Origin of the sequence: Streptomyces anulatus (assembly GCF_000721175.1) — a bacterium.
In the GTDB taxonomy this organism is placed as follows: domain Bacteria; phylum Actinomycetota; class Actinomycetes; order Streptomycetales; family Streptomycetaceae; genus Streptomyces; species Streptomyces anulatus_C.
In genome coordinates this window covers 313608-337271 of the sequence record NZ_JOEZ01000016.1, presented here as the reverse complement: position 1 = coordinate 337271, position 23664 = coordinate 313608, and the positions used below count along the sequence as shown (strand labels likewise).

The window sequence follows — 23664 nt, the reverse complement described above, 5'->3', positions numbered from 1 at the left end:
CCGCCTGCGCCCCCCGGGACCTGGCCCACCCCCTACCCCGGTATCACCCCGTAGTTGGCCCTCCGGTGTGACGTCGCGTCACCCGTCTTCTTCCTACCTTCCTCTCGGTCGCACCGCCCGGTGCGACCGAGAGGGAGGGCACGATGCGCCGATACGCGAGGACGCTGGTCGCGTTCGCACTGGCCACCAGCGTGGTGACGGGAACCGCGGGCTGGGTTTCGACGGATGCGCAGCAGGCGCTGACGGGGCCGCCGCCGGGCAGCACGCAGTGGCGGGCGGACCGGGCACTGGGGGCGGAGCTGCCCGATCCGGAGCGCTCGACACCTGCCGAAGTCGCTTCGTTCTTCGCCGGGTTGAGCTCCGCGGAGCGGCAACTGCTGGTGCTGCGGCATCCGTCCGTCGTCGGGAATCTCGACGGGGCGCCCCTCGAACTGCGCTACCGCGCCAACTCCCTCGCGCTGATCGCCGCCGACGATTCCCGCTACCGCTCGCTGGCCGCTCCCGGGCGCCAGATCCTCGCGTTCGATCCGCGGGGCCGCGGCCTGGTCACCGAGGTGTTCGGGGACCTGCGCGCGGCGGAGCGGGTCTCGGTGGTGGTGCCGGGGTCCGACAACGACGCCGGGAGCTTCGACCGGAAGGTGGCCGCCCACGGGGCCCCGGCCGGGATGGCCAGGACCCTGCGGACGGAGGCCGGTCCGGAGACCGCCGTGGTCGCCTGGGTCGGGTACACCACCCCGGTGGGCGTCGGCCTCGACGCGGCCACCGGCACCCTCGCGGAGGCGGGCGCCGGCCGGCTGACCCGGTTCGCGGAGGGCCTGACGGCGGACGGGCTGCCCGAGCCCGCGATGTTCTGCCACAGCTACGGCTCGGTGGTCTGCGGGATCGCCGCGCCCCGCCTGCCCGCCACCGACCTGGTGGTCCTCGGCTCCCCTGGCATGCGGGCCGACGACGTGGGCGCGCTGCGGACGAAGGCTCGGGTGTGGGCGGCGAAGGACCCGACCGACTGGATCGACGACGTGCCGAACGTGCGCTTCGCCGGCCTCGGCCACGGGGCGGACCCGGCCGATCCGGCGTTCGGCGCCCGTCGCGTACCGGCGGACGAGGCCCGGGGCCACGCCGGGTACTTCGCGCCGGGGACGGACTCGCTGCGGACCTTCGCCGCCATCGCGCGCGGCGACGCGGAGAGGGCCGCGACGGCAGGCGCGGAAGGCGCGCGGGCCCTGGAAGGTGCGGCCCGATGAACACCGTACGGAAGACCCCCCTGCGGAAGAACGCCGTACGGGACGACGTCCGGCGGCTCGCTGCCCGTATCGACTCCTCCACCCCCGCCCACCGCGACCGCGCGATCGACGGCCTGCGGGCCCTGGCCCTGCTCGCCGTACCCCTCGGCCACTGGATGCTCGGCGGGTTCCGGCTGGACGCCGACGGGCTGCACAACGCGAGCCCGCTCTCGACGTTCGGGGGGTTCGCGCCGGTCAGCTGGGTGCTCCAGATGCTGGGGATCTTCTTCCTGGTCGGCGGATACGCCTCGGTGCTCTCCTACCGCCGGCGGACCTCGACGACGGCCGCCTGGCTGGGCGGCCGGCTGACCCGCCTCGGCCGGCCGGTGCTCGGGGTCACCGCCGTGTGGGCGGTGCTGCTCTCGGCGCTGTCCGCGCTGGGCGTGCCCGGCGACACCCTGCGTACGGCGTCGACGCTGGTGATCCAGCCGCTGTGGTTCGTCGGGGTGTACACCGTGGTCACGGCCCTCACCCCCCTCTGCGTGACGCTGTCCCGGAGGCTCGGCGGCTGGGCGGCGCTGCCGCTGCCGACGTCGGTCGCGGTGGTGGACTTCCTGCGCTACGGGCCCTTCGCGGAGGCGATGCCGTCCTGGCTGAGCGCACTCAACATCCTGCCCGGCTGGCTCTTCGCGTACCAGCTCGGCGTGTCCTGGGGCGAGGGGCGGATCGGGAAGCGCGGGGCGCGGCTGCTGCTGATCGGCGGCGGGGTGCTGTTCGCCGTGCTGCTGCTCGCCTTCCACTACCCGGCGTCGATGGTCGGCGTGCCGGGCGAGGCGCGGACGAACTCGCATCCGCCGTCGCTGCTCGTGGTGGCGCTGGCGGCGGCGCAGAGCGGGGCGGCGATCCTGCTGCGCGACCGGCTCGGGCGGCTGCTGCGCACGCCGCTGCTCTGGGCGCCGGTCGTGGTGGTCAACCTGTCCGCGATGACGATCCTGTGCTGGCACCAGACCGCGATGCTGGCCGCCGCCGTACCGGTCTCTCTCACGGGGGCGGCGGGCAGGGCGGTGGCGGGGCTGACGACCACGCCGGACACGGTGGGCTGGATCCTCGCCCGGATCGCCTGGCTGCCGGTGTTCGCCGGGCTGCTGGTGCTGATCGCCCGGTACGCGCGCCGCTTCGAGGCCCCGTGGCAGGCCGGCACCCGTGCCGCGAACGCCCGCCGCGTGCTGGCGGGGCTGCTCGCGGCGGGGTTCGCGGTGTTCGCGCTGGGGCTGGCGTGAGGCTTCCGGCCTCCTCGTGGCGGCTACTCCCGGGCCGCCGACGTCAGGCTCATGTCCGGGTACCGGTCCCCCGCCACCCGGCCCGCGATCGGCTCCAGCAGGGCCAGTTCCTCCGCTGTCAGCGTCAGCCGGGTCGCCGCCACGTTCTCCACCAGGCGGCTGCGCTTACGGGTGCCGGGGATCGGGACCACGTTCAGCCCGTGCACCTGGGCACGCTGCTGGACCCAGGCGAGGGCCACCTGTGCGGCGGTCGCCCCGTGCGCGGCGGCGATTCTGTGAACGGGCTCCAGCAGGGCCGCGTTCGTCCGGGCGTTGTCGCCGGTGAACCGGGGCTGGTGAGCACGGAAGTCGTTCGCCGCGAGGTCCTTGCCCGCGTCGGTGAAGGCCCCGGTGAGGAAGCCCCGGCCGAGCGGGGAGTACGGGACGAGCGTGACGCCCAGCTCCACCGCCGCGCCCAGCGCGCTCTTCTCGACGTCCCGGCTGAAGAGGGACCACTCCGACTGGAGGGCGGCGATCGGGTGCACGGCGTGCGCCTCGCGCAGCTCGGGACCGGTCACCTCGCTCAGCCCGAGCTGCCTGACCTTGCCCTGCTGGATCAGCTCCGCCATCGCGCCGATCGATTCGGCGAAGGGGACGGCCGGGTCGTGGCGGTGCATGTAGTAGAGGTCGATGACGTCGGTGCCCAGCCGGCGCAGGCTCGCCTCGACGGAGGTGCGGATGTACGCGGGGTCGTTGCTCACGCCCCGGTACCCGGGGTCGTCGGAGCGCACCAGCGCGAACTTGGTGGCGAGCGTGATCTCGTCCCGGTGAGCGTTCACGAACGGGGCGAGGAACTCCTCGTTGGCCCCGCGCCCGTAGACGTCGGCGGTGTCGAAGAGCGTGACGCCCGCCTCCAGCGCCGCGTCGAGGGTGTCCCGGGCGGCGGCCATGTCGGTGTCGCCGTAGAACTCGCTCATGCCCATGCAGCCGAGGCCCTGGACGCCGACCCGCGGTCCGCCGGCGCCGAGCTCCACGGTGGCGATCTTGTTCGTGTCGTTGCCAGTCATCAGGCGCTGTGCCTCTCCGGCGCCCGGCGGGCGCCCGCGTAGAACTCGATCTTGTGGTCGAGGACGGCGAGGGTGTCGTGGAGCTCCGCGATCCGCGTGATCACATCGCGGCGGGTCGCCTCCAGCAGTTCCTGCCGTTCCTCGAAGGTGGACTCGCCCTCGCGGAGCAGCTCCGCGTACCGCACCATGTCGGCGACGGGCATCCCGGTCAGCCGCAGCTTGCCGACGAAGGCCAGCCAGTCCAGGTCGCGGTTGCTGAAGCGGCGCTGGCCGGTGTGCGAGCGGTCGACGTGGGGCATGAGGCCGATGCGTTCGTACCAGCGCAGGGTGTGCGCGGTGAGCCCGGTGAGGGCGACGACCTCGCTGATGGTGTAGCTGTCCTGGCCCGCGGGGCGGGGGTGCGGCTTCGGGGCGGCCCTACAGGCGTCCACCGCCGTGGAGGGCTGCGGCTGTGCGGTTACTGCTGCGGGAATGCTCCGGGAGGTTCCGTCGATCACCGTCATGTCCTCCACGCTAAGTCCTTGGAGTGCACTCGAAGCAAGCGGAATCGCGGGAGCTTTCGGGGCGGGTCCGGGGCGACCGGCCCCACCGCGTTCGTCGTGGACGACGTCGTGGACGATGCGGCGGGTACGGGCCCGGCGAGGAGGCTCCGCCTGTGAACGTTAGGCTCGGACGCATGGAGAGCCTGCGCATCATCGACACCTGGCCGGTCACGACGGCGGCGGCCGCCGTCGTCCGGGCGGACGGCACGGTCCTCGGCACGCACGGTCCTGTCGACCACCGCTTCCCCCTGGCCTCGGTCACCAAGCCGCTCGCGGCGTACGCGGCGCTGGTGGCGTACGAGGAGGGGGCGATCGAGCTGGACGAGCCGGCCGGGCCCGAGGGCTCCACGGTACGCCACCTCCTCGCCCACACCAGCGGTCTCGCCTTCGACGAGCACCGGGTGACGGCCCCGCCCGGCAACCGCCGCCTGTACTCCAACGCGGGCTTCGAGGTGCTGGGCGACCACATCGCGAAGGCGTCCGGCATCCCGATCGCGGAGTACCTGCGCCAGGCGGTCCTGGAGCCGCTGGGCATGACGTCCACGACCCTCGACGGCTCCCCCGCCCGCGACGGCGTCTCCACCGTGGCCGACCTGGTCCGCTTCGCCGCCGAGGTGCAGGCCCCCCGTCTCCTCGACCCGCGTACGGTCCTTCAGGCCCAAAGCGTCGTCCACCCGGGCCTCAAGGGCGTGCTGCCGGGCTACGGCCACCAGAGCCCGAACGACTGGGGCCTCGGCTTCGAGATCCGCGACGCCAAGTCCCCGCACTGGACGGGCAACACGTCCTCCCCGGCGACCTTCGGGCACTTCGGCCAGTCGGGCACGTTCCTGTGGATCGACCCGGTGGCGGGTGCGGCCTGCGTCGCGCTGACCGACCGCGCCTTCGGGCCGTGGGCGGCGGAGGCCTGGACGCCGTTCACGGACGCGGTGCTGGCCGAGCTGGCCTGAACCGGCTGCCGCCCTTCTCCGGCGGCGTCAGGCACTCGAACCACACGGTCTTCCCGCTGCCGTCCCACCGCTTGATGACGCCCCAGCTGTCGGTGACGGCGTCGACGAGGACGAGCCCCGCCCGCCCGGGAATTCGGTCGCGCCCCGCGGGGTGAGCCGTTAACTTCCCTCCGTGCGCCGTGGATCGCGTGGCGCGACGACGAGGGAGCCCCGTATGAGCGGCCAGGGTCCACGCACCGACCGGCTGAGCGTTCTGACCGAGCAGTTCGACCAGGCACGGGAGATGGCCGAGGTACGGCTGCGGGGCCTCGGGGACGAGGAGTACCTGTGGGAGCCCGCGCCCGGCAGCTGGTCGATCCGGCGCCGGGAGGAGGCGGTGACACCCCGGGCGTACGGGCCGGGCGCGTGGGTGCTCGACAAGGGGGCGCCGGAGATTCCGGCGAGCGAGTACGCGGAGGTCGCGCGGCAGGCGGCGGACGGCATGTCCGTCGCGAAGATCGCCGAGGACTGGAGCGTGAGCGTCGAGCGGGTCGAGGAGGTCCTGGCGTTCACCGGTGAGCCGGAGCCCGACGTCGTACCGATCACCACCATCGCATGGCGGCTGGGACATCTGCACTCCGACTTCGCGGGCCGCTGGGAGTGGACCTTCGGCGAGCGGCGGCAGGATCCGCATCTGCTGGTCGACTTCACGCCGTCCGCCTCGCTCGCGCTGGAGCGGTTCCGGGAGACGCTCGACCTCCATCGCGCGAGCATGGGCACGCTCACCGAGGAGCAGCTCGACACGGTCGGCCTCTCGCAGTATCCGTACGGCTCCGACCCCGACGACGCGTACGTCGGCACGCTGGCCAACGCCAATCTGGAGCTCATCCACCACATGGCCGAGATCGCACTGCTCCGCGACCTCTGGCGGGCCCGCCAGAGCCGGTGAGGCCTCAACCCGCCAGCTCCCACACCAGCAGCTCCGCCGGGCCCGTCACCGCGACCGCCTCCAGGCCCTCCGCGCCGGTGATCCGGGCGGCGTCGCCGGCTCCCAACTCCTCGCTGTCCAGGGCGATTCGCCCCCGTACCACGTGGACGTAGGCGCGCACCGCGTCCGGGACCGCCGTGCGCTCGCCCCCGGTCAGACGGCGGACATGGAGCATCGCGCCCGCGCCGGGCAGGGCGTACGGGGTGGAGTCGGCTATGCCGGGCACCACCGTGTACGAGGGCGCGCCGCCGGGCCCCAGGGGCGCCAGCCACATCTGGAGGAAGGTCAGCGGGTCCGTGCCGTCGTTGCGTTCGACGTGGCGGACCCCGGAGGCGGCGCTCAGGTGGGCCACGTCCCCGGCGCGGACGACGGTGGAGTGGCCGGCCGAATCGCGGTGGGTCAGCTCGCCCTCGACGACCCAGGTGACGATCTCCGTATGGCTGTGCGGATGCTCCTCGAAGGCGGCTCCTGGCGCGAGGTGCTCCTCGTTGCAGGCCAGGATCGGGCCGAAACGGAGGTTGTCCGGGTCGTAGAAGGGGCCGAAGGAGAGGGCGTGCCGGGTGTCGATCCCGGCGGCCTGGTCCCCGCCCCGGTAGCGGTCATCCGACCGGTGCACGGAAATCACCCGGCCACGGTAGCCCGGGGGACGCCCGTACGGCTCCGGACGGCGGGAGCTCCCGTACGGCTCCGGCGGCGGGAGCGGGAGGCCCGTACCGAGTCGCGCGGGAGGACCGTTGCGCCGGGTGCTCGCCTACCCACCGGTACAGAGCACCGTCGCCCCGGCCCACCGGACCACCGTCCCGATAAGGCAGTCTTGTCCTCGTGCCCCGACCCGATCCTGAGCAGCCACCCGCCCACGACGCCCACCTGCACACCGCGACCCTGAAACGGCTGGAGCAGTCCTCCGGCCGGCTGGCCGCGAACGCGATTGCCCGCATGGACGAATCGCTGCCGTGGTACCGGGCGATGCCCCCGGAGAACCGGTCCTGGATCGGCCTGGTCGCCCAGGCCGGTATCGCCGCGTTCACCGAGTGGTTCCGGCATCCCGAGACGCCGCAGGCCATCTCGACCGATGTGTTCGGCACCGCGCCGCGTGAACTGACCCGGGCCATCACCCTGCGGCAGACCGTGGAGATGGTGCGCACCACGATCGAGGTCATGGAGACCGCGATCGAGGAGGTGGCCGCCCCGGGCGACGAGTCGGTGCTGCGCGAGGCGCTGCTCGTCTACGCGCGCGAGATCGCCTTCGCCACCGCTCAGGTCTACGCCCAGGCCGCCGAGGCCCGGGGCGCCTGGGACGCCCGGCTGGAGTCGCTGGTGGTGAACGCGGTGCTCTCCGGCGAGGCCGACGAGGGGGCCGTGTCCCGGGCCGCCGCGCTCGGCTGGAGTTCGCCGGAGCACGTGTGCGTCATCCTCGGCACCGCGCCCGACGGGGACAGCGAGCTGACCGTGGAGGCGATCCGGCGCGCCGCCCGGCACGCCAAGGTCCAGGTCCTCACCGGGGTCCTGGGCAACCGCCTCGTCGTCATCGCGGGCGGCAGCGACAACCCGCTCCAGGTCGCGAAGGGCCTGATCGGGCCGTACGCCGCCGGGCCGGTCGTCGCCGGTCCCGTCGTGCCGGACCTGCTGGCCGCGACCCGGTCCGCGCAGGCGGCGGCCGCCGGGCTGAAGGCGTGCCTGGCGTGGCAGGACGCGCCGCGCCCGGTCCTGGCGGACGATCTCCTCCCGGAGCGCGCGATGGCCGGAGACCCGGCCGCGCGGGACCAGTTGGTGGAGGAGATCTACAGACCGCTGGAGGAGGCCGGTTCGGCTCTTCTGGAAACACTGAGTGTCTATCTGGAGCAGGCGAGCAGTCTGGAAGGCGCCGCCCGGATGCTTTTCGTGCACCCCAACACCGTGCGCTACCGGCTGCGACGTGTGACCGACGTCACCGGATGGTCACCCTCCGATGTGCGCTCCGCGTTCACGCTGCGGATCGCCCTGATCCTGGGGCGCTTGGCGGCTGCGGATCCTCAGTCCTAGACTTTTGTTGGACTTCAACAATTCCCCCGACGGTTCTTCGTCCCTGTCCCCACGGGCGTGCGGAGCCGTCCACAAGAGAGAGTGTGAGGGTGCTCGTACTCGTCGCTCCCGGCCAAGGCGCTCAGACGCCCGGCTTCCTGACTCCCTGGCTCGACCTCCCCGGTGCCGCAGACCGCATCGCGGCCTGGTCCGACGCCATCGGGCTTGACCTTGCCCACTACGGCACGAAGGCCGACGCGGACGAGATCCGCGACACGGCCGTCGCCCAGCCGCTCCTGGTCGCCGCCGGTCTGCTCTCGGCGACCGCCCTGGACGCTGTGGCCCCCGACGTCGTCGCGGGCCACAGCGTCGGTGAGATCACCGCCGCCACGCTCGCCGGCGTCATCGAGGACGAGGCCGCCCTGCGCTTCGTCCGCACCCGCGGGCTCGGCATGGCCGAGGCCGCCGCGGTCACCGAGACCGGTATGGCGGCCCTCCTCGGCGGCGACCCCGCCGTGACGGTCCCGCACCTGGAGAAGCTCGGGCTGACGCCCGCCAACGTCAACGGCGGCGGCCAGATCGTCGCCGCGGGCACCGCCGCCCAGCTCGCCGCCCTGGAGGCCGACAAGCCCGAGGGTGTGCGCCGGGTCGTCGCGCTGAAGGTGGCCGGCGCGTTCCACACGCACCACATGGCTCCGGCCGTGGAGAAGCTGCGCGCGGCGGTCGGCGACCTCACGGTCTGCGACCCGACCGTGCGTTACGTTTCCAACGCCGACGGCCACACCGTGGCCACCGGCACCGAGGTCATCGCCCGGCTGGTCGGGCAGGTCGCCAACCCGGTCCGCTGGGACCTGTGCATGGAGACCTTCCAGTCCCTGGGCGTCACCGCACTCGTCGAGCTGAGCCCCGGCGGCACGCTGACCGGGCTCGCCAAGCGCGCGCTGCCCGGCGTGAAGACGCTCGCGCTCAAGACCCCCGACGACCTCGACGCGGCCCGCGCGCTCATTTCCGAGCACGCAGGCGTCTAAGGAGCGAGCATGTCGAAGATCAAGCCCAGCAAGGGCGCCCCGTACGCACGGATCCTCGGGGTCGGCGGCTACCGCCCGACCCGGGTCGTGCCGAACGAGGTGATCCTCGAAACGATCGACTCGTCCGACGAGTGGATCCGCTCCCGCTCCGGCATCGTCACCCGCCACTGGGCCTCCGAGGAGGAGACCGTGGCGATGATGTCGATCGAGGCGTCCGGCAAGGCCATCGCCGACGCGGGCATCGACCCCGGGCAGATCGGCGCGGTCGTCGTCTCGACCGTCTCGCACTTCAAGCAGACCCCGGCCGTCGCCACCGAGATCGCCCACAAGATCGGCGCGGGCAAGCCCGCCGCGTTCGACATCTCGGCCGGCTGCGCGGGCTTCGGTTACGGCCTCACGCTCGCCAAGGGCATGGTCGTCGAGGGTTCCGCGGAGTACGTCCTGGTGATCGGCGTGGAGCGGCTCAGCGACCTGACCGACCTGGAGGACCGCGCGACGGCCTTCCTGTTCGGTGACGGCGCGGGCGCGGTCGTCGTCGGCCCCTCCCAGGAGCCGGCCATCGGCCCGACCGTGTGGGGCTCCGAGGGCGACAAGTCCGAGACCATCAAGCAGACGGTGTCCTGGAACGACCTGCACGTCGGCGACGTCTCCAAGCTGCCGCTCGACTCGAAGGGCGAGATCAAGTTCCCGGCCATCACGCAGGAGGGCCAGGCGGTCTTCCGCTGGGCCGTCTTCGAGATGGCGAAGGTCGCCCAGCAGGCGCTGGACGCGGCCGGGATCGCCCCGGAAGACCTGGACGTCTTCATCCCGCACCAGGCCAACATGCGGATCATCGACTCGATGGTGAAGACCCTGAAGCTGCCGGAGCACGTCACGGTCGCCCGTGACATCGAGTCCACCGGCAACACGTCCGCCGCCTCGATTCCGCTCGCGATGGAGCGGCTTCTGGCGACCGGTCAGGCGAAGAGCGGCGACACCGCGCTCGTCATCGGCTTCGGGGCGGGTCTCGTCTACGCCGCGACGGTCGTTACCCTCCCCTAGGCACACCGGACCTTCCGGTCCGTACGCACGAACACCGAAGAAACCCACCGAAGGAGCGCCAAGATGGCCGCCACGCAGGAAGAGATCGTCACCGGTCTCGCCGAGATCGTCAACGAGATCGCCGGTATCCCGGTCGAGGACGTCCAGCTGGACAAGTCCTTCACCGACGACCTGGACGTCGACTCGCTGTCCATGGTCGAGGTCGTCGTCGCCGCCGAGGAGCGCTTCGACGTCAAGATCCCCGACGAGGACGTCAAGAACCTCAAGACGGTCGGCGACGCCGCCGAGTACATCCTGAAGCACCAGGGCTGATCCCAGCCCGGCTGTGTCGCCACCCGGCGGTGGCGCCGCTGATTCACGACCCTCTACACGTGGAGAAGATTTTCCAGTGAACTCGACCAATCGCACCGTGGTCGTCACCGGTATCGGCGCAACCACTCCGCTGGGTGGCGACTCCGCATCGACCTGGGAAGGTCTGATGGCCGGCCGGTCCGGCGTCAAGCCTCTCGAAGGCGAGCGCTTCGCCGAACTGCCCGTCCGGATCGCCGCCCCCGCGGCCGTCGACCCGGGCGACGTCCTTCCCCGCCCGCTGGCCCGCAAGCTGGACCGCTCGGCGCAGTTCGCGCTGATCGCGGCCCGCGAGGCCTGGGCGGACGCGGGCTTCACCGCCAAGGCCGGTGAGGACGAGACCATCGCCCCCGAGCGCCTGGGCTCGGTCATCGCCTCCGGCATCGGCGGCGTGACCACCCTGCTCGACCAGTACGACGTGCTGAAGGAGAAGGGCGTACGCCGCGTCTCCCCGCACACCGTTCCCATGCTCATGCCCAACGGCCCGGCGGCCAACGTCGGCCTGGAGGTCAACGCCCAGGCCGGTGTCCACACTCCCGTCTCCGCCTGTGCCTCGGGCGCCGAGGCGATCGGGTACGCGGTCGAGATGATCCGTACCGGCCGTGCCGACGTGGTCGTCGCCGGTGGCACGGAGGCGGCGATCCACCCGCTGCCGATCGCCGCGTTCGCCAACATGATGGCGATGTCGAAGAGCAACGACGAGCCCGAGAAGGCCTCACGTCCGTACGACACCGGCCGGGACGGCTTCGTCCTCGGCGAGGGTGCGGGCGTCGTCGTCCTGGAGTCCGCCGAGCACGCGGCGGCGCGCGGCGCGCGGGTCTACTGCGAGGTGCTGGGCCAGGGCCTGTCGGCCGACGCCCACCACATCGCGCAGCCCGAGCCCACCGGGCGGGGCATCGCCGCCGCGATGCGGAACCTGCTGGACTCCAGCGACCTCAAGCCGTCCGAGGTGGTCCACCTCAACGCGCACGCCACGTCGACGCCGCAGGGCGACCTCGCCGAGATCAAGGCGCTGCGCATGGTGCTGGGCGACGACCTCGACCACGTCGCGATCTCCGCGACGAAGTCGATGACGGGTCACCTGCTGGGTGGCGCGGGCGGCATCGAGACGGTGGCCACCGTCCTCGCGCTGCACCACCGCATCGCTCCGCCGACCATCAACGTCGACGAGCTCGACGAGGCGATCGACGCGGACATCGTGCGGGGTGAACCGCGGGTGCTGCCCGAGGGGCCGATCGCGGCGATCAACAACTCGTTCGGGTTCGGTGGGCACAACGTGGTGCTGGCGTTCCGGTCCGTCTGACGCCAGGCCGTCCGGCCGTCCGTACGCAGTGAATCCCGCTTCCCGGGTCCGGGAGGCGGGATTCGTCGTTCTTCGGGGCTCCGCCCCGGACCCCGCTCCTCAATCGCCGGAGGGGCTTGACCTGCGACCCGGGACTAGACGACCTGGTGGAGCCAGCGGACGGGGGCGCCCTCGCCCGCGTGGCGGAAGGACTCCAGCTCGTCGTCCCACGGCTTGCCCAGGAGCGAGGCGATCTCGGTCTCCAGGTCGCTCTCCCCACGCACGGAGCGGGCCAGCGCGGCCCGCAGCCGGTCCTCGGGGATCAGGATGTCGCCGTGCATGCCGGTGACGGCGTGGAAGATGCCGAGGCCAGGGGTGGAGCTGTAGCGCTCGCCCTCGGCGGTGGGGCACGGCTCGGCGGTCACCTCGAAGCGCAGCAGGTCCCAGCCGCGCAGGGCGGAGGCGAGCTGCGAGGCGGTGCCGGCGCGGCCCTTCCAGGAGAACTCCGACCGCCAGGTGCCGGGCGCGGCCGGCTGTCTGATCCAGTCCAGCTGGACCCGCACACCGAGGACGCCCGCCACCGCCCACTCGACATGTGGGCACAGCGCGCGCGGTGCGGAGTGAACGTACAGGACTCCACGTGTCGTCACCGGAACCTCCCGTGTGGGACGAGGTACGCCTTCCCCAGCGGCCTCGCGCCCGTACCGCCCCTTTTCGGCCGGCTCCCGAGGTTGTCATCAGTAAACAGCATCGGGAGTTAATCTCCTGAAAAGGGACAGTATGTGACGTGACGTAATGTACCGGAGTCGCCCGTGGGTGCGCGGGCGGGCGGGACGCCACTGGTTCGACGGGGAAAAGCTACCGTGCGCCGGGGCCGTCCGTGTGACGTACCGTCGGTCTCAGGCCCCTGATTCGCAGGCTTTCACCCGGCAGGGCACGCAGAGCCCCGACCTGGGGATCGTGCGCTTGCCGGGGGCATGTCCAGAGGCATAGACCAGGGGTTGACCGGAGGGGATCCGACTGATGCCGAAGCGTGCGACACGCCCACGTATGCGTACCGCTGCCGCCGCGCTGACGGCGCTCTCCTTCGTCGGTGTGGCCACGCTGGCCGGATGCGGCGGTGGCGGCGCGGAGGGCGGCGTGTCGCGGAACGCGCCCGCGGCCACGCGCGGCGCCTCGCCGTCCCCCTCCCCCACCCCGGACTGGAACCCGCGGCCCCGGTCGGTCGCGGCGGTCGGCGACTCGATCACCCGGGGCTTCGACGCGTGTTCGGTGCTGGCCGACTGCCCCGAGGTGTCGTGGGCGACCGGCACGGACGACGCGGTGCGCAGTCTCGCCGTCCGCCTGCTCGGCCCGTCGAAGGCGGCGGACCGCAGCTGGAACCACGCGGTGTCGGGGTCCCGGATGGTGCAGTTGCCCGAGCAGATGGCGCTGGCGGCGAAGGAGCGGCCGGAGCTGGTGACCGTGATGACGGGTGCGAACGACGCGTGCCGGGACTCGGTGCGGCTGATGACGCCGGTGGCGGACTTCCGGGCGTCGTTCGAGGCGTCGATGCGGCAACTGCGGGCCGGGGCGCCGAAGGCGCAGGTGTACGTCTCCAGCGTGCCGGACCTGAAGCGGCTCTGGTCGACGGGCCGGGTGAACGAGCTGGGCAAGAAGATCTGGCAGCTCGGGATCTGTCAGTCGATGCTGGCCGACGCGGACGATCTGGGCCCGGCTGCGGTGGCCCGGCGGGACGCGGTGCGGGACCGGGTCGTGGCGTACAACGAGGTGCTGCGGGACGTGTGCGCGAAGGACCGGCACTGCCGGTACGACGGCGGGGCGGTGTTCAACTTCCGGTTCACCGGGACGCAGCTCAGCCAGTGGGACTGGTTCCACCCGAGCCGCGACGGCCAGGCCCGGCTGGCGGAGATCGCCTACCGCAACGTCACGGCGGCCGCGCCTCCCGCGTAGGGTCGGTCACCATGACCACCAGCGCGGATACCGCTACGTACACGGAAGACTTCGGCGCTCTCGCGGACGGGTCGCCCGTCCGCCGGTGGACGCTGGAGCGGGACGGGGTCCGCGTGCGGGTCCTGACCTACGGTGCGATCGTGCAGTCGGTGGAAGCGCCCGGCAGGGACGGCTCCCGGGACCCGGTGGCGCTCGGGCTGCCGGAGGTCGCGGGCTACGAGGAGTTCCCGGCCCCCTACTTCGGCGCGGTGGTCGGGCGGTACGCGAACCGGATCGGGGGCGCGTCGTTCGTCCTGGACGGGCGTACGCACCGCCTGACCGCCAATGAGGGCGGCACCCATCTGCACGGCGGGGCCAGAGGCTTCGACAAGCGGGTGTGGGACGCGGCGGCCGTCCCGGACGGGGTGCGGCTGTCCCTGGTGTCGGAGGACGGCGAGGAGGGGTACCCGGGGCGGCTCGACTTCTCGGTGACGTACACCCTGGGGCCGGGCGGGGCGCTGCGGATCGACTACCGCGCGGTGACCGACGCGCCGACCGTGCTGAACCCGACCAGCCATCTGTACTGGAACCTGGCGGGCGCGGACAGCGGGAGCGCCCTGGGGCAGCAGTTGCGGATCGCGGCGGGGCACATCACCCCGGTGGACGCGGCGTCGGTGCCGACCGGGGCGTTCGCGCCTGTGGCCGGGACCCGGTTCGACTTCCGGGGGACGCGGGCCGTGGGCGCGGGGTACGACCATAACTTCGTCCTGGATGAGGGGGCGGGGGCAGCGGAGGGTGTCGCCGCCGAGCTGTACGACGCCTGGTCCGGGCGGGTGCTGACCGTAACGACCACCGAGCCGGGGCTCCAGCTGTACACGGCCGACCACTTCGACGGACGGCCGTTCGGGCCCTGCGCCGGGATCGCGCTGGAGACCCAGCACTTCCCCGACTCCCCGAACCGGCCGGAGTTCCCGTCCACGGTGCTCCGGCCGGGCGAGGAGTTCGTCTCGCGCACCGAGTACGCCTTCTCGGTGCGCTGAGCTCCGATGGTGGCCGACGAATGGCGGGAACCCGCTCTCCCCCTCCACCATGAGTAGCGTGACGTGCCCGTCGGCGATCGAAGGTGGTTGATCATGGGGGTGGAGCGGAGGCCAGGCGGTGCGGCGGTGGGCACAGGCGTCTCCCCGGTGAGTTCCCACAACGAGTGGGACCCGCTGGAGGAGATCATCGTCGGGCGTCTGGACGAGGCGACGATCCCCTCCCGTCATCCGGTGGTGGCCTGCAACATCCCGCCCTGGGCCGCCCGGCTCCAGGGAGTGGCTTCCGGCCACACGTACCCGCGGCGACTGGTCGAGCCGGCCCAGCGGGAACTGGACGGGTTCGTCACGCTTCTCCGTTCCCTCGGCATCACCGTCACCCGTCCGGACCCGGTCGACCACCGGCGCCGCTTCGCCACTCCCGACTGGTCCTCGCGCGGTTTCTGCAACACCTGCCCGCGCGACAGCATGCTCGTGATCGGCGACGAGATCATCGAGACCCCGATGGCGTGGCCGTGCCGGTATTTCGAGACACACTCCTACCGCGCGCTTCTCAAGGACTACTTCCGGCGCGGCGCCCGATGGACCGCCGCTCCGAAGCCGCAGCTCACCGACGAGCTGTTCGAGAAGGGGTTCCGTACGCCCGGGGCCGACGAACCGATGCGGTACATCCTCACCGAATTCGAGCCGGTCTTCGACGCGGCCGATTTCGTGCGGGCCGGGCGCGACCTCTTCGTGACGCGCTCCAACGTCACCAACGGCATGGGCATCGAGTGGCTGCGCCGCCATCTGGGGCCGGGTTACCGCATCCACGAGATCGAGAGCCGCTGCCGCACCCCCATGCACATCGACACGACGTTCCTGCTGCTCGCGCCCGGCAAGGCCCTGATCAACCCCGAGTACATCGACCCCGACCGGCTGCCCGCCGTCCTGGACTCCTGGGACATCCTGGTCGCCCCCGAGCCCGACCCGATCGAGGAACGGCTGCTGCGGATGACGTCGCTGTGCGGCCGATGGCTCAGCATGAACGTCCTCATGGTCGACGAGAAACGGGTCATCGCCGAGCGGCACCACACCGGCATGCTGCGGGCGCTCGAACGATGGGGCTTCGAGCCGATCCCGGGCGACCTGATGCACTACGCACCGTTCGGCGGCTCCTTCCACTGCGCGACGCTCGACGTGCGGCGGCGCGGGACGCTGGAGTCCTACTTCGACTGATCCTCCCTCCGGTCCGCTCCGCGGTCCGCTCTCCGGGTCGTCTTCAACGGGCCAGGCCCAGAGTGACGCCGAGGCCGACCAGGACCGAGCCGATCGACCGGTTCAGCGCCTTCTGGCGGCGGAGCATCGCGCCGCGCAGCCGGGAGTGCGAGAAGAACAACGCGACCAGGGCGAACCAGCCGAGGTGGGCGGCGGACATGAACAGGCCGTAACCCGCCTGCTGCCACAGGGTGGTGCCGGGGCCGACGACCTGGGTGAAGGTCGCGACGACGAACAGGGTCGTCTTCGGGTTGAGCGCGTTGGTGAGGAACCCGCTGCGCAGCGCCCCGAACGGGGAGAGACCCGGCCGGTCCGTCAGGTCGACGTCGAGGTCGGCGCGGGCCATGAAGGTGCGCACCCCGATGTAGATCAGGTACGCGGCGCCGGCCAGTTTGACCGCGGTGAACAGGGCGGTGGAGGAGGCGATGAGCAGCCCGACGCCGAGCATCGTGTACGTGACGTGGACCAGGACGCCCGCCGCGACGCCGGTGGCCGCGAGGACGCCGGTGGCACGCCCGTACAGGTAGCTGTTGCGGACGACCATCGCGAAGTCGGCCCCCGGGGAGATGACCGCGAGGACGGTGATGGCGGCGACCGCCAGCAGTTCGGTCACGCGGACCACGCCCTGGGGGCCGGTGCGTCACCGGTGTCGGCGGTTCCGGGGCCGGGGTCCGGGTCCGTCGCCGCGTCCGGGTCGACCAGGTCGCGGGCGAGGAGCGTGGCCCCGGCGACGGCTCCCGGCATCAGGAACACCGCGACGAACGGGACCAGGAAGGCCAGCGTCAGCGGGACGCCGAAGCCGAGCACCAGCATCCGGCGGCCGCGCAGCAGGACGAGGCGGTCCTTGAGGACCATGCCCCGGCGCTGGAGGGCGACGGCGGTCAGCTCCTCGGCCAGGAAGTAGCCGGAGACGCAGAAGCCGATCGCGGGGACCACGGTCTGCCCGACGACCGGGATGAAACCGCAGGCGAAGAGGACGATCCCGTACACGGCGACGCGCAGCAGGATGCGTACGGAGTCGCGGGCTGAGATCCACAGGTCCTGCCAGAGCGACAGTCCGGACTCGGGGACCTCGCCGCCCTCGCTGCGGTCGACCTCCTCGGAGAGCGACTCGTAGAAGGGCTGGCCGACCAGGAGGGTGACGGCGGTGAAGGTGATGACCGCGAGGAACAGGCCGAAGACGAAGACGAGCGCGGTCAGCCCGATGCGCAGGAGGCCCTGCCAGGGCGAGGACCAGTCGTCGGCGAACGGGGTCGCCCAGCCGGCGAAGTCATCGGCTCCGTAACCGAGTCCGATCAGAGCCCCGGCGTACACGACGAGGGTGACGAGTCCGGGCAGCAGCCCGAACCCGAACCATCGTCCGTGTTGGGCAACCCAGCGTTGCCCCTTCATCAAGTAGCCGAAACCCGCCCCGAGATCACTCATGGGCGTCAGCGTACTGGCGAGCGGAAAGCGGAGAGGACCGCACCCCGGGAAGGGGGTGCGGTCCTCGCGCGGTGCCGCCTGCGAAGGCGGAGGGCGACGCTGTGGTCAGCGGCGCTGTGGTCAGGCGACCGAGAGCTCGACGCTGATGTTGCCGCGGGTGGCGTTCGAGTACGGGCAGACCTGGTGGGCCTTCTCGATGAGCGCCTGCGCGGTGGCGGCGTCGACGTTCGGGATGGAGGCGCTGATCGCGACCTCCAGGCCGAAGCCGCCGGCCACGGTCCTGCCTATGGAGACCGAGGCGGTCACGGCCGAGCCGGAGATGTCGGCCTTCTCCTGGCGGGCGACGACGCCCAGCGCACCCTGGAAGCAGGCGCTGTAGCCGGCCGCGAAGAGCTGCTCGGGGTTGGTGCCCGCGCCGCTGCCGCCCATGGCCTTCGGCGGGTTCACGACGAAGTCGAGCCGACCGTCGTCGGAGGAGACCCGGCCGTCGCGGCCGTTCTCGGCGGTGGCGACGGCGGTGTAGGCGACCTCGATCTTCTGGATGGTCATGGTGTGAGGATTCCTCCTGCTGGTGCGCCGCGACTCGCGCCCACGATCGCGACGGCCTGGGGATGAGCCTAACGGGTGACCGGGACCGGCCGGGGGCGGGTCGAACCAGGATCGGACCTGCTTCAGACCAGGGAAACGATCATCTTGCCGGTGTTCTCGCCGCGCAGCAGGCCGACGAAGGCGTCGTAGCCCTTCTCGATGCCCTCGACCTTCGTCTCCTGGTACTTCAGCTCGCCCGAGGCCAGCCAGCCGGCGACTTCCTGGACGAACTGCGGCTGGAGGTCGCCGTGGTCGCTCACGAGGACGCCCTGGAGGCGCAGCCGCTTGCCGATGATCATCGCCATGTTGTTCGGGCCGGGGGTCGGCTCGGTCGCGTTGTACTGGGCGATCATGCCGCAGATGGTGGCGCGGCCGTGCACGTTGAGCGAGGAGATCGCGGCTTCGAGGTGCTCGCCGCCGACGTTGTCGAAGTAGACGTCGATGCCGTCGGGGGCGGCTTCCTTGAGCTGGTCGCGGACGGGCCCGTTCTTGTAGTTGAACGCGGCGTCGAAGCCGTACTCCTCGGTGAGGAGCTTGACCTTCTCGTCGGAGCCGGCGGAGCCGATGACCCGGGAGGCGCCCTTGAGCTTGGCCATCTGGCCGACCTGGCTGCCGACGGCCCCGGCCGCGCCGGAGACGAAGACCGCGTCGCCCTCCTTGAAGGAGGCGACCTCGAACAGGCCCGCGTACGCGGTGAGTCCAGGCATGCCGAGCACGCCGAGGTAAGCGGAGAGCGGGGCGATGCCGGGGTCGACCTTGACCGCGTGCTTGGCGGGCAGGTCGGCGATCTCGCGCCAGCCGAGACCGTGCAGGACGTGGTCGCCGACGGCGAACCCCTCCGCGTTGGAGGCGATGACCTCGCCGACCGCGCCGCCGTCCATGGGGTGGTCGAGCTTGAAGGGCGGGGTGTAGGACTTCACGTCGTTCATCCGGCCACGCATGTACGGGTCGACCGAGAAGTGCTTGTTGCGGACGAGGATGCGGCCTTCGGCCGGAGCGGCGACCGCGGCCTCACGCAGCGCGAAGTCCTCGGCCTTGGGCCAGCCGTGCGGGCGGGCGACCAGGTGCCATTCACGGCTGGACGTGGGAAGTGCTGCAGACATGGGCTCGGGTTCTCCTCAATGTCCTACGGGGGTGAGCCTCCGCGCCGTACTGCGCGAAAAGCTTCATGACATGAAACAACCATGCTCCTGAATATTTCATGATGTCAAGTAAATCGGTACGCTGTCGTCCATGGCCACTCGCACAGACACCCTGACCCTCGAGGTCGTCGACCTCATCGGCACCGTCGTGGCGCGCTACCACGACGAGTACGACCGGGCCGCCGCCGAGCACTCCCTCACGGGCGCGCAGGCACGGGTGCTCGGGCTGCTCTCGCTGGAGCCCCTGCCGATGCGGAAGATCGCCCTCAGGCTGAAGTGCGAGCCGTCGAACGTCACCGGGATCATCGACCGGCTGGAGACCCGGGAGCTGGTCGAGCGCAGGCCCGATCCGGCGGACCGGCGGGTGAAGCTGGCCGCCGCGACGGAGAAGGGCCGGCGTACGGCCCGCGAGCTGCGGGACGCGCTGGACTTCGCCCGGGAGCCGCTGGCCGGGCTCTCCGACGCCGAGCGCACGGTCCTGCGGGATCTCCTGCGCCGGATGCTGGGCGAGGCGGTCTAGGGCGTGTTTCGAAAGTAGCGCCGTCCGCCCGGAGGGGGTGGGTCTGCGGCTGGATTCCGGTGACGGCCGGTCCGATACGCCTGACACGCGGGAGGATGGGCCACATGACCGCTCCCGCCCCCTTCGGCCCCCTCCAGTTCCAGCTCGTCCTGCTGCGCCGGATGGCCGACCACCAGCCCGGCCTGGTCGAGGAGGCGCGGCAGGAACTGAGCGCCTCCCTCGCCGACATGCGGGAGGCCAACCGCCGCTGGCAGGCCATGGTGCGCGCACCCCGGGGCCGGGGGTCGCTGCGGCGCTACCGCTCGGTGCTCGGCGAACCGGAGCTGACCGTGCCGCGCCGGGTCGGGGACCTGGAGTGCGAGGCGCTGCTGTGGCCGGTGCCGCTCTGGCCGGACCTGCGGTTCGAGGTGACGGCCGGTCCCGGCGGGGCCGTGTGGAACGAGTGGCTGGTCCGGGCTCCGGGCGCGGCCGGGCCCGAGCTGACCTCGCCGGACGCGCTGCGCCCCTGGTCGTGCACCGTGGACGAGGCGGCCCGCGCCTTTCCCCCGGCCCGGCCGATGGAGGGAAGCGCCCCGACCCGGTGGTCGCTGGCCGTCACCGACCCGGCCACCGGACAGGAGCGCGTCGCGGAGTTCACCTGGGGTCTGTTCCAGCGGCTGCTCCCGGCCCGCTGACCTGAGGCGCCGTCAGTTCCGGCCCCCTTACGGCGCAGCTCAGCGCGCGCGACGGGCCGGGGAGCGCGACCATGCAAGGAGAGACCGGCGGCCGCCGGTGCCCCCATCCGCGCTCTCGGGAGAACTCGCCGTGACCGTCAGCCTTGAGCAGTTGCAGCGTTGCCATGTCGCCGTCGATCTCGGGGCCGCGAGGACCCGGGTGTACGTCAAGGGGCTCGGGCTCGTCGTCGACGAACCGAGCGTCGCCGCCGTCAACACCCGTACCGGCTCCCTCATCGCCGTCGGCGCCCTCGCCGAGCAGATGACCGGCCGCACCCCGGAGTACATCCGGGTGGCCCGTCCGGTCTCCGGTGGCACCGTCGTCGACATCGAGATGGCCCAGCGGATGCTGCGCCATCTGCTGGGCGACAAGCTCCGCCGCCAGTTGCGCCGCAAGCCCCGGCTGCGCGCCGCCGCGTGCACCCCGCACGACGCCGATCCGCTGGCCCAGCGCGCGACGGTGGAGACCCTGGTCGGGCTCGGCGCCCGCCGGGTCGAGCTGGTGGACACTCTGATCGCGGCGGCCGTGGGCTGCGGGCTGCCGGTCGAGCAGCCGACCGCCACCATGATCATGGTGTGCGGGGCCGCCACCACCCAGATCGCGGTGCTCTCGCTCGGGTCGATCGTGACCGCCGTCCGGATCCCGGTCGGCGGCAACGCGATCGACGAGGCGATCATCCAGCACCTGCGCCAGCACCACGAGCTGATGCTCCCGAGCCAGTCCGTCCGCCCGCTCCAGCTGGCGCTGCACGGCAACGGCCTCCAGCTCACCGGTCCCGCCCTCACCGAGATCCACGGTCGCGACGTGGCGACCGGGCTCGCCCGCTCGGTGCAGGTCGACACCGCCGCCGTACGGCAGGCCATCCACACCCCGCTCACCGCGGTGCTCGACAGCGTGGGCAAGGTGCTCCGCGACTGCCCGCCCGACCTGGTGGCCGACCTCGCGGACCGCGGGATCATGATGGTGGGCGGCAGCGCGCTGCTCCCGGGCCTCGACCAGATGCTGCGCGACGCGACGGGGATGCCGGTGCACATCGCGGAGCGCCCCGACGTCTGCTCGGTGCTCGGCCTGGGCGCGATGCTGGACGGCAAGATCCAGCCGATGGTCCTCAACCCGCTGGCGGGGTGAGCCCGTCGGCATGGACCCGGCGGTGGCACGGCCGACGCGGACGGCGCGGGTGAAGGGGCCCCCGGAACCCGGTCCGGCCGCGGCCGGGCGGCTGCCGATGCTCCTGGAGGCGGTCCTCGACGTCGGCAGCGACCTGGAGCTGGGCTCCACCCTCCAGCGGATCGTGGACACCGCCACCGCCCTCACCGGGGCCCGCCACGGTGCGCTCGGGGTGCTGGACCCGGACCGGGACCGGATCGACGCGCTGTACACCGCCGGGATGACGCAGGCGGAGCGGCGGCATCTCGACCTCTTCCCGGACGACCCCTCCGGCAGGCCGGCCGCCCTGATCGACGAACCCCTGCAGGACCGTCCGCCGCCCCGTGCGCCGGGCTGTCCCCCGGTGCGGAGCTTCCTCCGCACCCCGATCCGGGTGCAGACCGAGGTGTTCGGTCACCTCTTCCTCGCCGGGAAGCCGGCCGGGCCGTTCACCGACACCGACCTGGCCCTGCTGCGGGTCCTCGCCGCCCGGGCCGGCATCGCGATCGGCAACGCCCGGCTGTACGAGACGGCCCGGCAGCGCGAGCGCTGGATCGAGGGGGCGGCGGCCGTCACCACGGCCCTGCTGACCGGTACCGACGCGGCCGACGCGCTGATGACGGTGGCCGAGCGGGCCCGGGCACTGGCGGGCGCGTCGGCCGGAGTGATCCTCCAGCCGACGGAGGAGGGCGGCATGGAGATCGTCACCGCGTCCACACCGGACGATCCGGCGGGCATCGTCGGCACGGTGATCGAGCCCGGCTCCCCCGTGCTGGTGCAGCTGCTCGGCGGCGAACCGGTCTTCATCGACGACTCGGCCACCGATCCACGGATGACCACCGGCGTACGCTCCCGGTTCGGGCCGAGCATGATGCTGCCGCTGCAGAGCGGCGGGCGGCTCATCGGCACGCTCGCCCTGCCCCGGCGGCGCGGCGAGCGGCCCTACACGGACGTGGACCGGCTGCTGGCGACCCAGTTCGCCTCGCAGGCGGCGCTGGCGCTGGTGCTGGCGGACGCGCAGGCCGACCGGGAGCAGCTCGCGGTGTACGAGGACCGCGACCGGATCGCCCGTGACCTGCACGATCTGGTGGTCCAGCGGCTCTTCGCCACCGAGATGATGCTGGAGTCGACCCGGCGGCGGGCCGCGTCGGAGGAGACCCTGGGCACCGGCACCGATGATGCCGGGGAAGCGCAGGCCGACCACGGCGGGGAGGCGGAGGCCGGTGTCCTGCTGGGCCGGGCCGTGGACGAGCTGGACTCCACCATCCAGGAGGTCCGCACCGCGATCTTCGCCCTCCAGCAGCCGCCCGCCGAGGCCCCGAGCACCTTCCGGGGCCGGGTGCTGCGGGAGACCGGGGGTGCGGCGGCCCTGCTGGGCTTCCCGCCGTCGGTGCAGTTCACCGGGGCGGTGGACGCGCTGGTGGGCGAGGAGACGGGCCGGGAGCTGCTGGCCGCCCTGCGCGGTGCGCTGGCAGCCGCAAGGCGGAGGGTCGCCCCGATACTGGATGTACCGGGGTGATCCCGACAACGCGGCGAGCGTGCGTGCCAGGCGTCGCCGAGCAGGCGGGACTTTCGATACACGCCCTAGTGTCTGACGATTCCCGTCGTCGCCCGCAGGGCGGCCGCGCTGCGTCAGGTGCGTGCTCTCTGCGTGTCGGCCCCGGGCCCTCGAACCGGACGTACTCGGGTCGGGGGTCGGTGCGGCGAGAGTGCGTGCATGGCCTCGTGAGGCAGACGGGAATGACTGGCAGGCCCTTAGTGTTTCGGGGCCGCCCGCAGCGCGATCCGGGTGTTGGAGTGGGCGATGCCCGCCTCCCGCTTCAGCCGGCGCAGCAGGGTGTCCAGTGCTCCCGGGTCGGCGGCGGTGGCCCGTACGAGGTAGTCGTGGCCGCCCGTCACGTGCACGACCTCGGTGATCCCGGGCAGCATCAGCACCGAACGTTCGAACTCCTCGTTCGTCGTGTCGAGCCGCAGCGTCACATCGATGAAGACGACCAGGCCCGAACGGGTGTCGGCGGCCGGGTCGACGATGACGGTGAAGCCGCGGATGACCCCGTCGCGGCGCATCCGGCGTACCCGGTCGCCCGCCGCGTTGGCGCTGAGCCCCACGCGTACGCCCAGATCCCGGTACGAGATCCGGGCGTCCTCCTGGAGAATGCCGAGGATTTCCCTGTCCAGCCGATCCATACCGCGATTGTCCC

The 23664-nt window shown here is 72.2% G+C and carries 25 protein-coding genes; 16 read left to right on the top strand and 9 right to left on the bottom strand.

Going from position 1 to position 23664, the window contains the following annotated elements; all coding sequences use genetic code 11:
* The first annotated feature begins 143 nt into the window (after positions 1 to 143).
* Together IG90_RS0119695 and IG90_RS0119690 are read left to right on the top strand one after the other, a co-directional pair.
* On the top strand, positions 144 to 1241 hold the full coding sequence (locus tag IG90_RS0119695) for an alpha/beta hydrolase (RefSeq protein ID WP_030585943.1): 1098 nt from the start codon (positions 144 to 146) through the stop codon (positions 1239 to 1241).
* The gene (locus tag IG90_RS0119690; protein ID WP_030585942.1) at positions 1238 to 2500 is read left to right on the top strand and encodes an acyltransferase family protein; all 1263 of its coding nucleotides are present in this window, start codon (positions 1238 to 1240) and stop codon (positions 2498 to 2500) included. The genes IG90_RS0119695 and IG90_RS0119690 overlap by 4 nt, the downstream gene beginning before the upstream one ends.
* Before the next feature lie 23 nt (positions 2501 to 2523).
* Here the strand turns inward: IG90_RS0119690 and IG90_RS0119685 are convergent, their stop codons facing one another.
* Together IG90_RS0119685 and IG90_RS0119680 are read right to left on the bottom strand one after the other, a co-directional pair.
* A complete protein-coding gene (locus tag IG90_RS0119685; RefSeq protein ID WP_030585941.1) occupies positions 2524 to 3546 on the bottom strand; it encodes an aldo/keto reductase in 1023 nt (340 codons plus the stop codon).
* A complete protein-coding gene (locus tag IG90_RS0119680; RefSeq protein WP_030585940.1) occupies positions 3546 to 4049 on the bottom strand; it encodes a MerR family transcriptional regulator in 504 nt (167 codons plus the stop codon). Before IG90_RS0119680 ends, IG90_RS0119685 begins: the two co-directional genes overlap by 1 nt.
* 173 nt (positions 4050 to 4222) lie before the next feature.
* Here IG90_RS0119680 and IG90_RS0119675 point away from each other — a divergent pair, with 173 nt between their 5' ends.
* Both IG90_RS0119675 and IG90_RS0119670 read left to right on the top strand, forming a co-directional pair.
* Positions 4223 to 5035 carry a serine hydrolase domain-containing protein gene (locus IG90_RS0119675; RefSeq protein ID WP_030585936.1) on the top strand — a complete coding sequence of 271 codons (813 nt, stop codon included), beginning with the start codon at positions 4223 to 4225 and terminating at the stop codon, positions 5033 to 5035.
* A 214-nt stretch (positions 5036 to 5249) separates the two neighbouring features.
* Positions 5250 to 5963, top strand: a complete 714-nt coding sequence (locus IG90_RS0119670; protein ID WP_030585933.1) for a DinB family protein — start codon at positions 5250 to 5252, stop codon at positions 5961 to 5963.
* 4 nt (positions 5964 to 5967) lie between these two features.
* Here the strand turns inward: IG90_RS0119670 and IG90_RS0119665 are convergent, their stop codons facing one another.
* Complete coding sequence (locus IG90_RS0119665) at positions 5968 to 6627, bottom strand: pirin family protein (protein WP_030585931.1); 660 nt, start codon at positions 6625 to 6627, stop codon at positions 5968 to 5970.
* A 197-nt stretch (positions 6628 to 6824) separates the two neighbouring features.
* On the opposite strand from IG90_RS0119665, the gene IG90_RS0119660 reads away from it, so the two are divergent.
* The 5 genes from IG90_RS0119660 to fabF all read left to right on the top strand — a co-directional run bounded on the left by IG90_RS0119660 (position 6825) and on the right by fabF (position 11723).
* Complete coding sequence (locus IG90_RS0119660; RefSeq protein ID WP_030585929.1) at positions 6825 to 8024, top strand: PucR family transcriptional regulator; 1200 nt, start codon at positions 6825 to 6827, stop codon at positions 8022 to 8024.
* A gap of 89 nt (positions 8025 to 8113) precedes the next feature.
* On the top strand, positions 8114 to 9031 hold the full coding sequence (locus IG90_RS0119655; RefSeq protein ID WP_030585927.1) for an ACP S-malonyltransferase: 918 nt from the start codon (positions 8114 to 8116) through the stop codon (positions 9029 to 9031).
* Between the two features lie 9 nt (positions 9032 to 9040).
* Positions 9041 to 10072 carry a ketoacyl-ACP synthase III gene (locus IG90_RS0119650; protein WP_030585924.1) on the top strand — a complete coding sequence of 344 codons (1032 nt, stop codon included), beginning with the start codon at positions 9041 to 9043 and terminating at the stop codon, positions 10070 to 10072.
* 63 nt (positions 10073 to 10135) lie between these two features.
* Positions 10136 to 10384: an acyl carrier protein gene (locus tag IG90_RS0119645; protein WP_028439857.1), complete on the top strand. Its 249-nt coding sequence runs from the start codon at positions 10136 to 10138 to the stop codon at positions 10382 to 10384.
* A 76-nt stretch (positions 10385 to 10460) separates the two neighbouring features.
* Positions 10461 to 11723 carry a beta-ketoacyl-ACP synthase II gene (gene fabF, locus IG90_RS0119640; protein ID WP_030585922.1) on the top strand — a complete coding sequence of 421 codons (1263 nt, stop codon included), beginning with the start codon at positions 10461 to 10463 and terminating at the stop codon, positions 11721 to 11723.
* Positions 11724 to 11857: 134 nt separating this feature from the next.
* Here the strand turns inward: fabF and IG90_RS0119635 are convergent, their stop codons facing one another.
* Positions 11858 to 12352 (bottom strand): DUF3145 domain-containing protein, encoded by a 495-nt coding sequence (locus IG90_RS0119635; RefSeq protein ID WP_030585920.1) that lies wholly within the window; start codon positions 12350 to 12352, stop codon positions 11858 to 11860.
* 400 nt (positions 12353 to 12752) lie between these two features.
* Between IG90_RS0119635 and IG90_RS0119630 the strand changes: the two genes are divergently transcribed.
* The 3 genes from IG90_RS0119630 to IG90_RS0119620 all read left to right on the top strand — a co-directional run bounded on the left by IG90_RS0119630 (position 12753) and on the right by IG90_RS0119620 (position 15889).
* Positions 12753 to 13655, top strand: a complete 903-nt coding sequence (locus tag IG90_RS0119630; protein WP_030585918.1) for an SGNH/GDSL hydrolase family protein — start codon at positions 12753 to 12755, stop codon at positions 13653 to 13655.
* Positions 13656 to 13666: 11 nt separating this feature from the next.
* Positions 13667 to 14674 (top strand): aldose epimerase family protein, encoded by a 1008-nt coding sequence (locus tag IG90_RS0119625; RefSeq protein ID WP_030585915.1) that lies wholly within the window; start codon positions 13667 to 13669, stop codon positions 14672 to 14674.
* 93 nt (positions 14675 to 14767) lie between these two features.
* Positions 14768 to 15889, top strand: coding sequence for an amidinotransferase (locus IG90_RS0119620; protein ID WP_030585913.1), 1122 nt, complete (start codon positions 14768 to 14770; stop codon positions 15887 to 15889).
* A 43-nt stretch (positions 15890 to 15932) separates the two neighbouring features.
* On the opposite strand, the gene IG90_RS0119615 is transcribed toward IG90_RS0119620, so the two are convergent.
* The 4 genes from IG90_RS0119615 to IG90_RS0119600 form a co-directional block, all read right to left on the bottom strand.
* The gene (locus IG90_RS0119615) at positions 15933 to 16541 is read right to left on the bottom strand and encodes a LysE family translocator (RefSeq protein ID WP_030585912.1); all 609 of its coding nucleotides are present in this window, start codon (positions 16539 to 16541) and stop codon (positions 15933 to 15935) included.
* A complete protein-coding gene (locus tag IG90_RS0119610) occupies positions 16538 to 17353 on the bottom strand; it encodes an EI24 domain-containing protein (protein ID WP_030585910.1) in 816 nt (271 codons plus the stop codon). The genes IG90_RS0119615 and IG90_RS0119610 overlap by 4 nt, the downstream gene beginning before the upstream one ends.
* A 120-nt stretch (positions 17354 to 17473) precedes the next feature.
* Positions 17474 to 17902 carry an organic hydroperoxide resistance protein gene (locus IG90_RS0119605; protein WP_030585907.1) on the bottom strand — a complete coding sequence of 143 codons (429 nt, stop codon included), beginning with the start codon at positions 17900 to 17902 and terminating at the stop codon, positions 17474 to 17476.
* Positions 17903 to 18024: 122 nt separating this feature from the next.
* Positions 18025 to 19044, bottom strand: coding sequence for an NADP-dependent oxidoreductase (locus IG90_RS0119600; protein ID WP_030585905.1), 1020 nt, complete (start codon positions 19042 to 19044; stop codon positions 18025 to 18027).
* A gap of 130 nt (positions 19045 to 19174) precedes the next feature.
* Here IG90_RS0119600 and IG90_RS0119595 point away from each other — a divergent pair, with 130 nt between their 5' ends.
* The 4 genes from IG90_RS0119595 (at position 19175) to IG90_RS0119580 (ending at position 22982) form a co-directional block, all read left to right on the top strand.
* The gene (locus IG90_RS0119595; protein ID WP_030585904.1) at positions 19175 to 19603 is read left to right on the top strand and encodes a MarR family winged helix-turn-helix transcriptional regulator; all 429 of its coding nucleotides are present in this window, start codon (positions 19175 to 19177) and stop codon (positions 19601 to 19603) included.
* Positions 19604 to 19707: 104 nt separating this feature from the next.
* Entirely contained in the window at positions 19708 to 20277 is a 570-nt protein-coding gene (locus IG90_RS0119590) for a hypothetical protein (RefSeq protein ID WP_030585902.1), read from the top strand.
* 130 nt (positions 20278 to 20407) lie between these two features.
* Positions 20408 to 21445 carry a rod shape-determining protein gene (gene mreB / locus IG90_RS0119585; RefSeq protein WP_030585900.1) on the top strand — a complete coding sequence of 346 codons (1038 nt, stop codon included), beginning with the start codon at positions 20408 to 20410 and terminating at the stop codon, positions 21443 to 21445.
* A 97-nt stretch (positions 21446 to 21542) separates the two neighbouring features.
* On the top strand, positions 21543 to 22982 hold the full coding sequence (locus IG90_RS0119580) for a sensor histidine kinase (protein WP_245170718.1): 1440 nt from the start codon (positions 21543 to 21545) through the stop codon (positions 22980 to 22982).
* Positions 22983 to 23218: 236 nt separating this feature from the next.
* On the opposite strand, the gene IG90_RS0119575 is transcribed toward IG90_RS0119580, so the two are convergent.
* Positions 23219 to 23650 carry an Lrp/AsnC family transcriptional regulator gene (locus IG90_RS0119575; RefSeq protein ID WP_030078115.1) on the bottom strand — a complete coding sequence of 144 codons (432 nt, stop codon included), beginning with the start codon at positions 23648 to 23650 and terminating at the stop codon, positions 23219 to 23221.
* Positions 23651 to 23664 lie beyond the last annotated feature (14 nt).

Bases quoted from the DNA above. Each gene is read 5' to 3' on its own strand.
- IG90_RS0119620 (WP_030585913.1), top strand. From the start codon at position 14,768: ATGGGGGTGGAGCGGAGGCCAGGCGGTGCGGCGGTGGGCACAGGCGTC.
- IG90_RS0119650 (WP_030585924.1), top strand. From the start codon at position 9,041: ATGTCGAAGATCAAGCCCAGCAAGGGCGCCCCGTACGCACGGATCCTC.
- IG90_RS0119590 (WP_030585902.1), top strand. From the start codon at position 19,708: ATGACCGCTCCCGCCCCCTTCGGCCCCCTCCAGTTCCAGCTCGTCCTG.
- IG90_RS0119695 (WP_030585943.1), top strand. From the start codon at position 144: ATGCGCCGATACGCGAGGACGCTGGTCGCGTTCGCACTGGCCACCAGC.
- IG90_RS0119670 (WP_030585933.1), top strand. From the start codon at position 5,250: ATGAGCGGCCAGGGTCCACGCACCGACCGGCTGAGCGTTCTGACCGAG.
- IG90_RS0119645 (WP_028439857.1), top strand. From the start codon at position 10,136: ATGGCCGCCACGCAGGAAGAGATCGTCACCGGTCTCGCCGAGATCGTC.
- IG90_RS0119680 (WP_030585940.1), bottom strand. From the start codon at position 4,049: ATGACGGTGATCGACGGAACCTCCCGGAGCATTCCCGCAGCAGTAACC.
- IG90_RS0119675 (WP_030585936.1), top strand. From the start codon at position 4,223: ATGGAGAGCCTGCGCATCATCGACACCTGGCCGGTCACGACGGCGGCG.
- IG90_RS0119600 (WP_030585905.1), bottom strand. From the start codon at position 19,044: ATGTCTGCAGCACTTCCCACGTCCAGCCGTGAATGGCACCTGGTCGCC.
- IG90_RS0119610 (WP_030585910.1), bottom strand. From the start codon at position 17,353: ATGAGTGATCTCGGGGCGGGTTTCGGCTACTTGATGAAGGGGCAACGC.
- IG90_RS0119595 (WP_030585904.1), top strand. From the start codon at position 19,175: ATGGCCACTCGCACAGACACCCTGACCCTCGAGGTCGTCGACCTCATC.
- IG90_RS0119630 (WP_030585918.1), top strand. From the start codon at position 12,753: ATGCGTACCGCTGCCGCCGCGCTGACGGCGCTCTCCTTCGTCGGTGTG.
- IG90_RS0119580 (WP_245170718.1), top strand. From the start codon at position 21,543: ATGCTCCTGGAGGCGGTCCTCGACGTCGGCAGCGACCTGGAGCTGGGC.
- IG90_RS0119625 (WP_030585915.1), top strand. From the start codon at position 13,667: ATGACCACCAGCGCGGATACCGCTACGTACACGGAAGACTTCGGCGCT.
- IG90_RS0119605 (WP_030585907.1), bottom strand. From the start codon at position 17,902: ATGACCATCCAGAAGATCGAGGTCGCCTACACCGCCGTCGCCACCGCC.
- IG90_RS0119690 (WP_030585942.1), top strand. From the start codon at position 1,238: ATGAACACCGTACGGAAGACCCCCCTGCGGAAGAACGCCGTACGGGAC.
- IG90_RS0119575 (WP_030078115.1), bottom strand. From the start codon at position 23,650: ATGGATCGGCTGGACAGGGAAATCCTCGGCATTCTCCAGGAGGACGCC.
- IG90_RS0119685 (WP_030585941.1), bottom strand. From the start codon at position 3,546: ATGACTGGCAACGACACGAACAAGATCGCCACCGTGGAGCTCGGCGCC.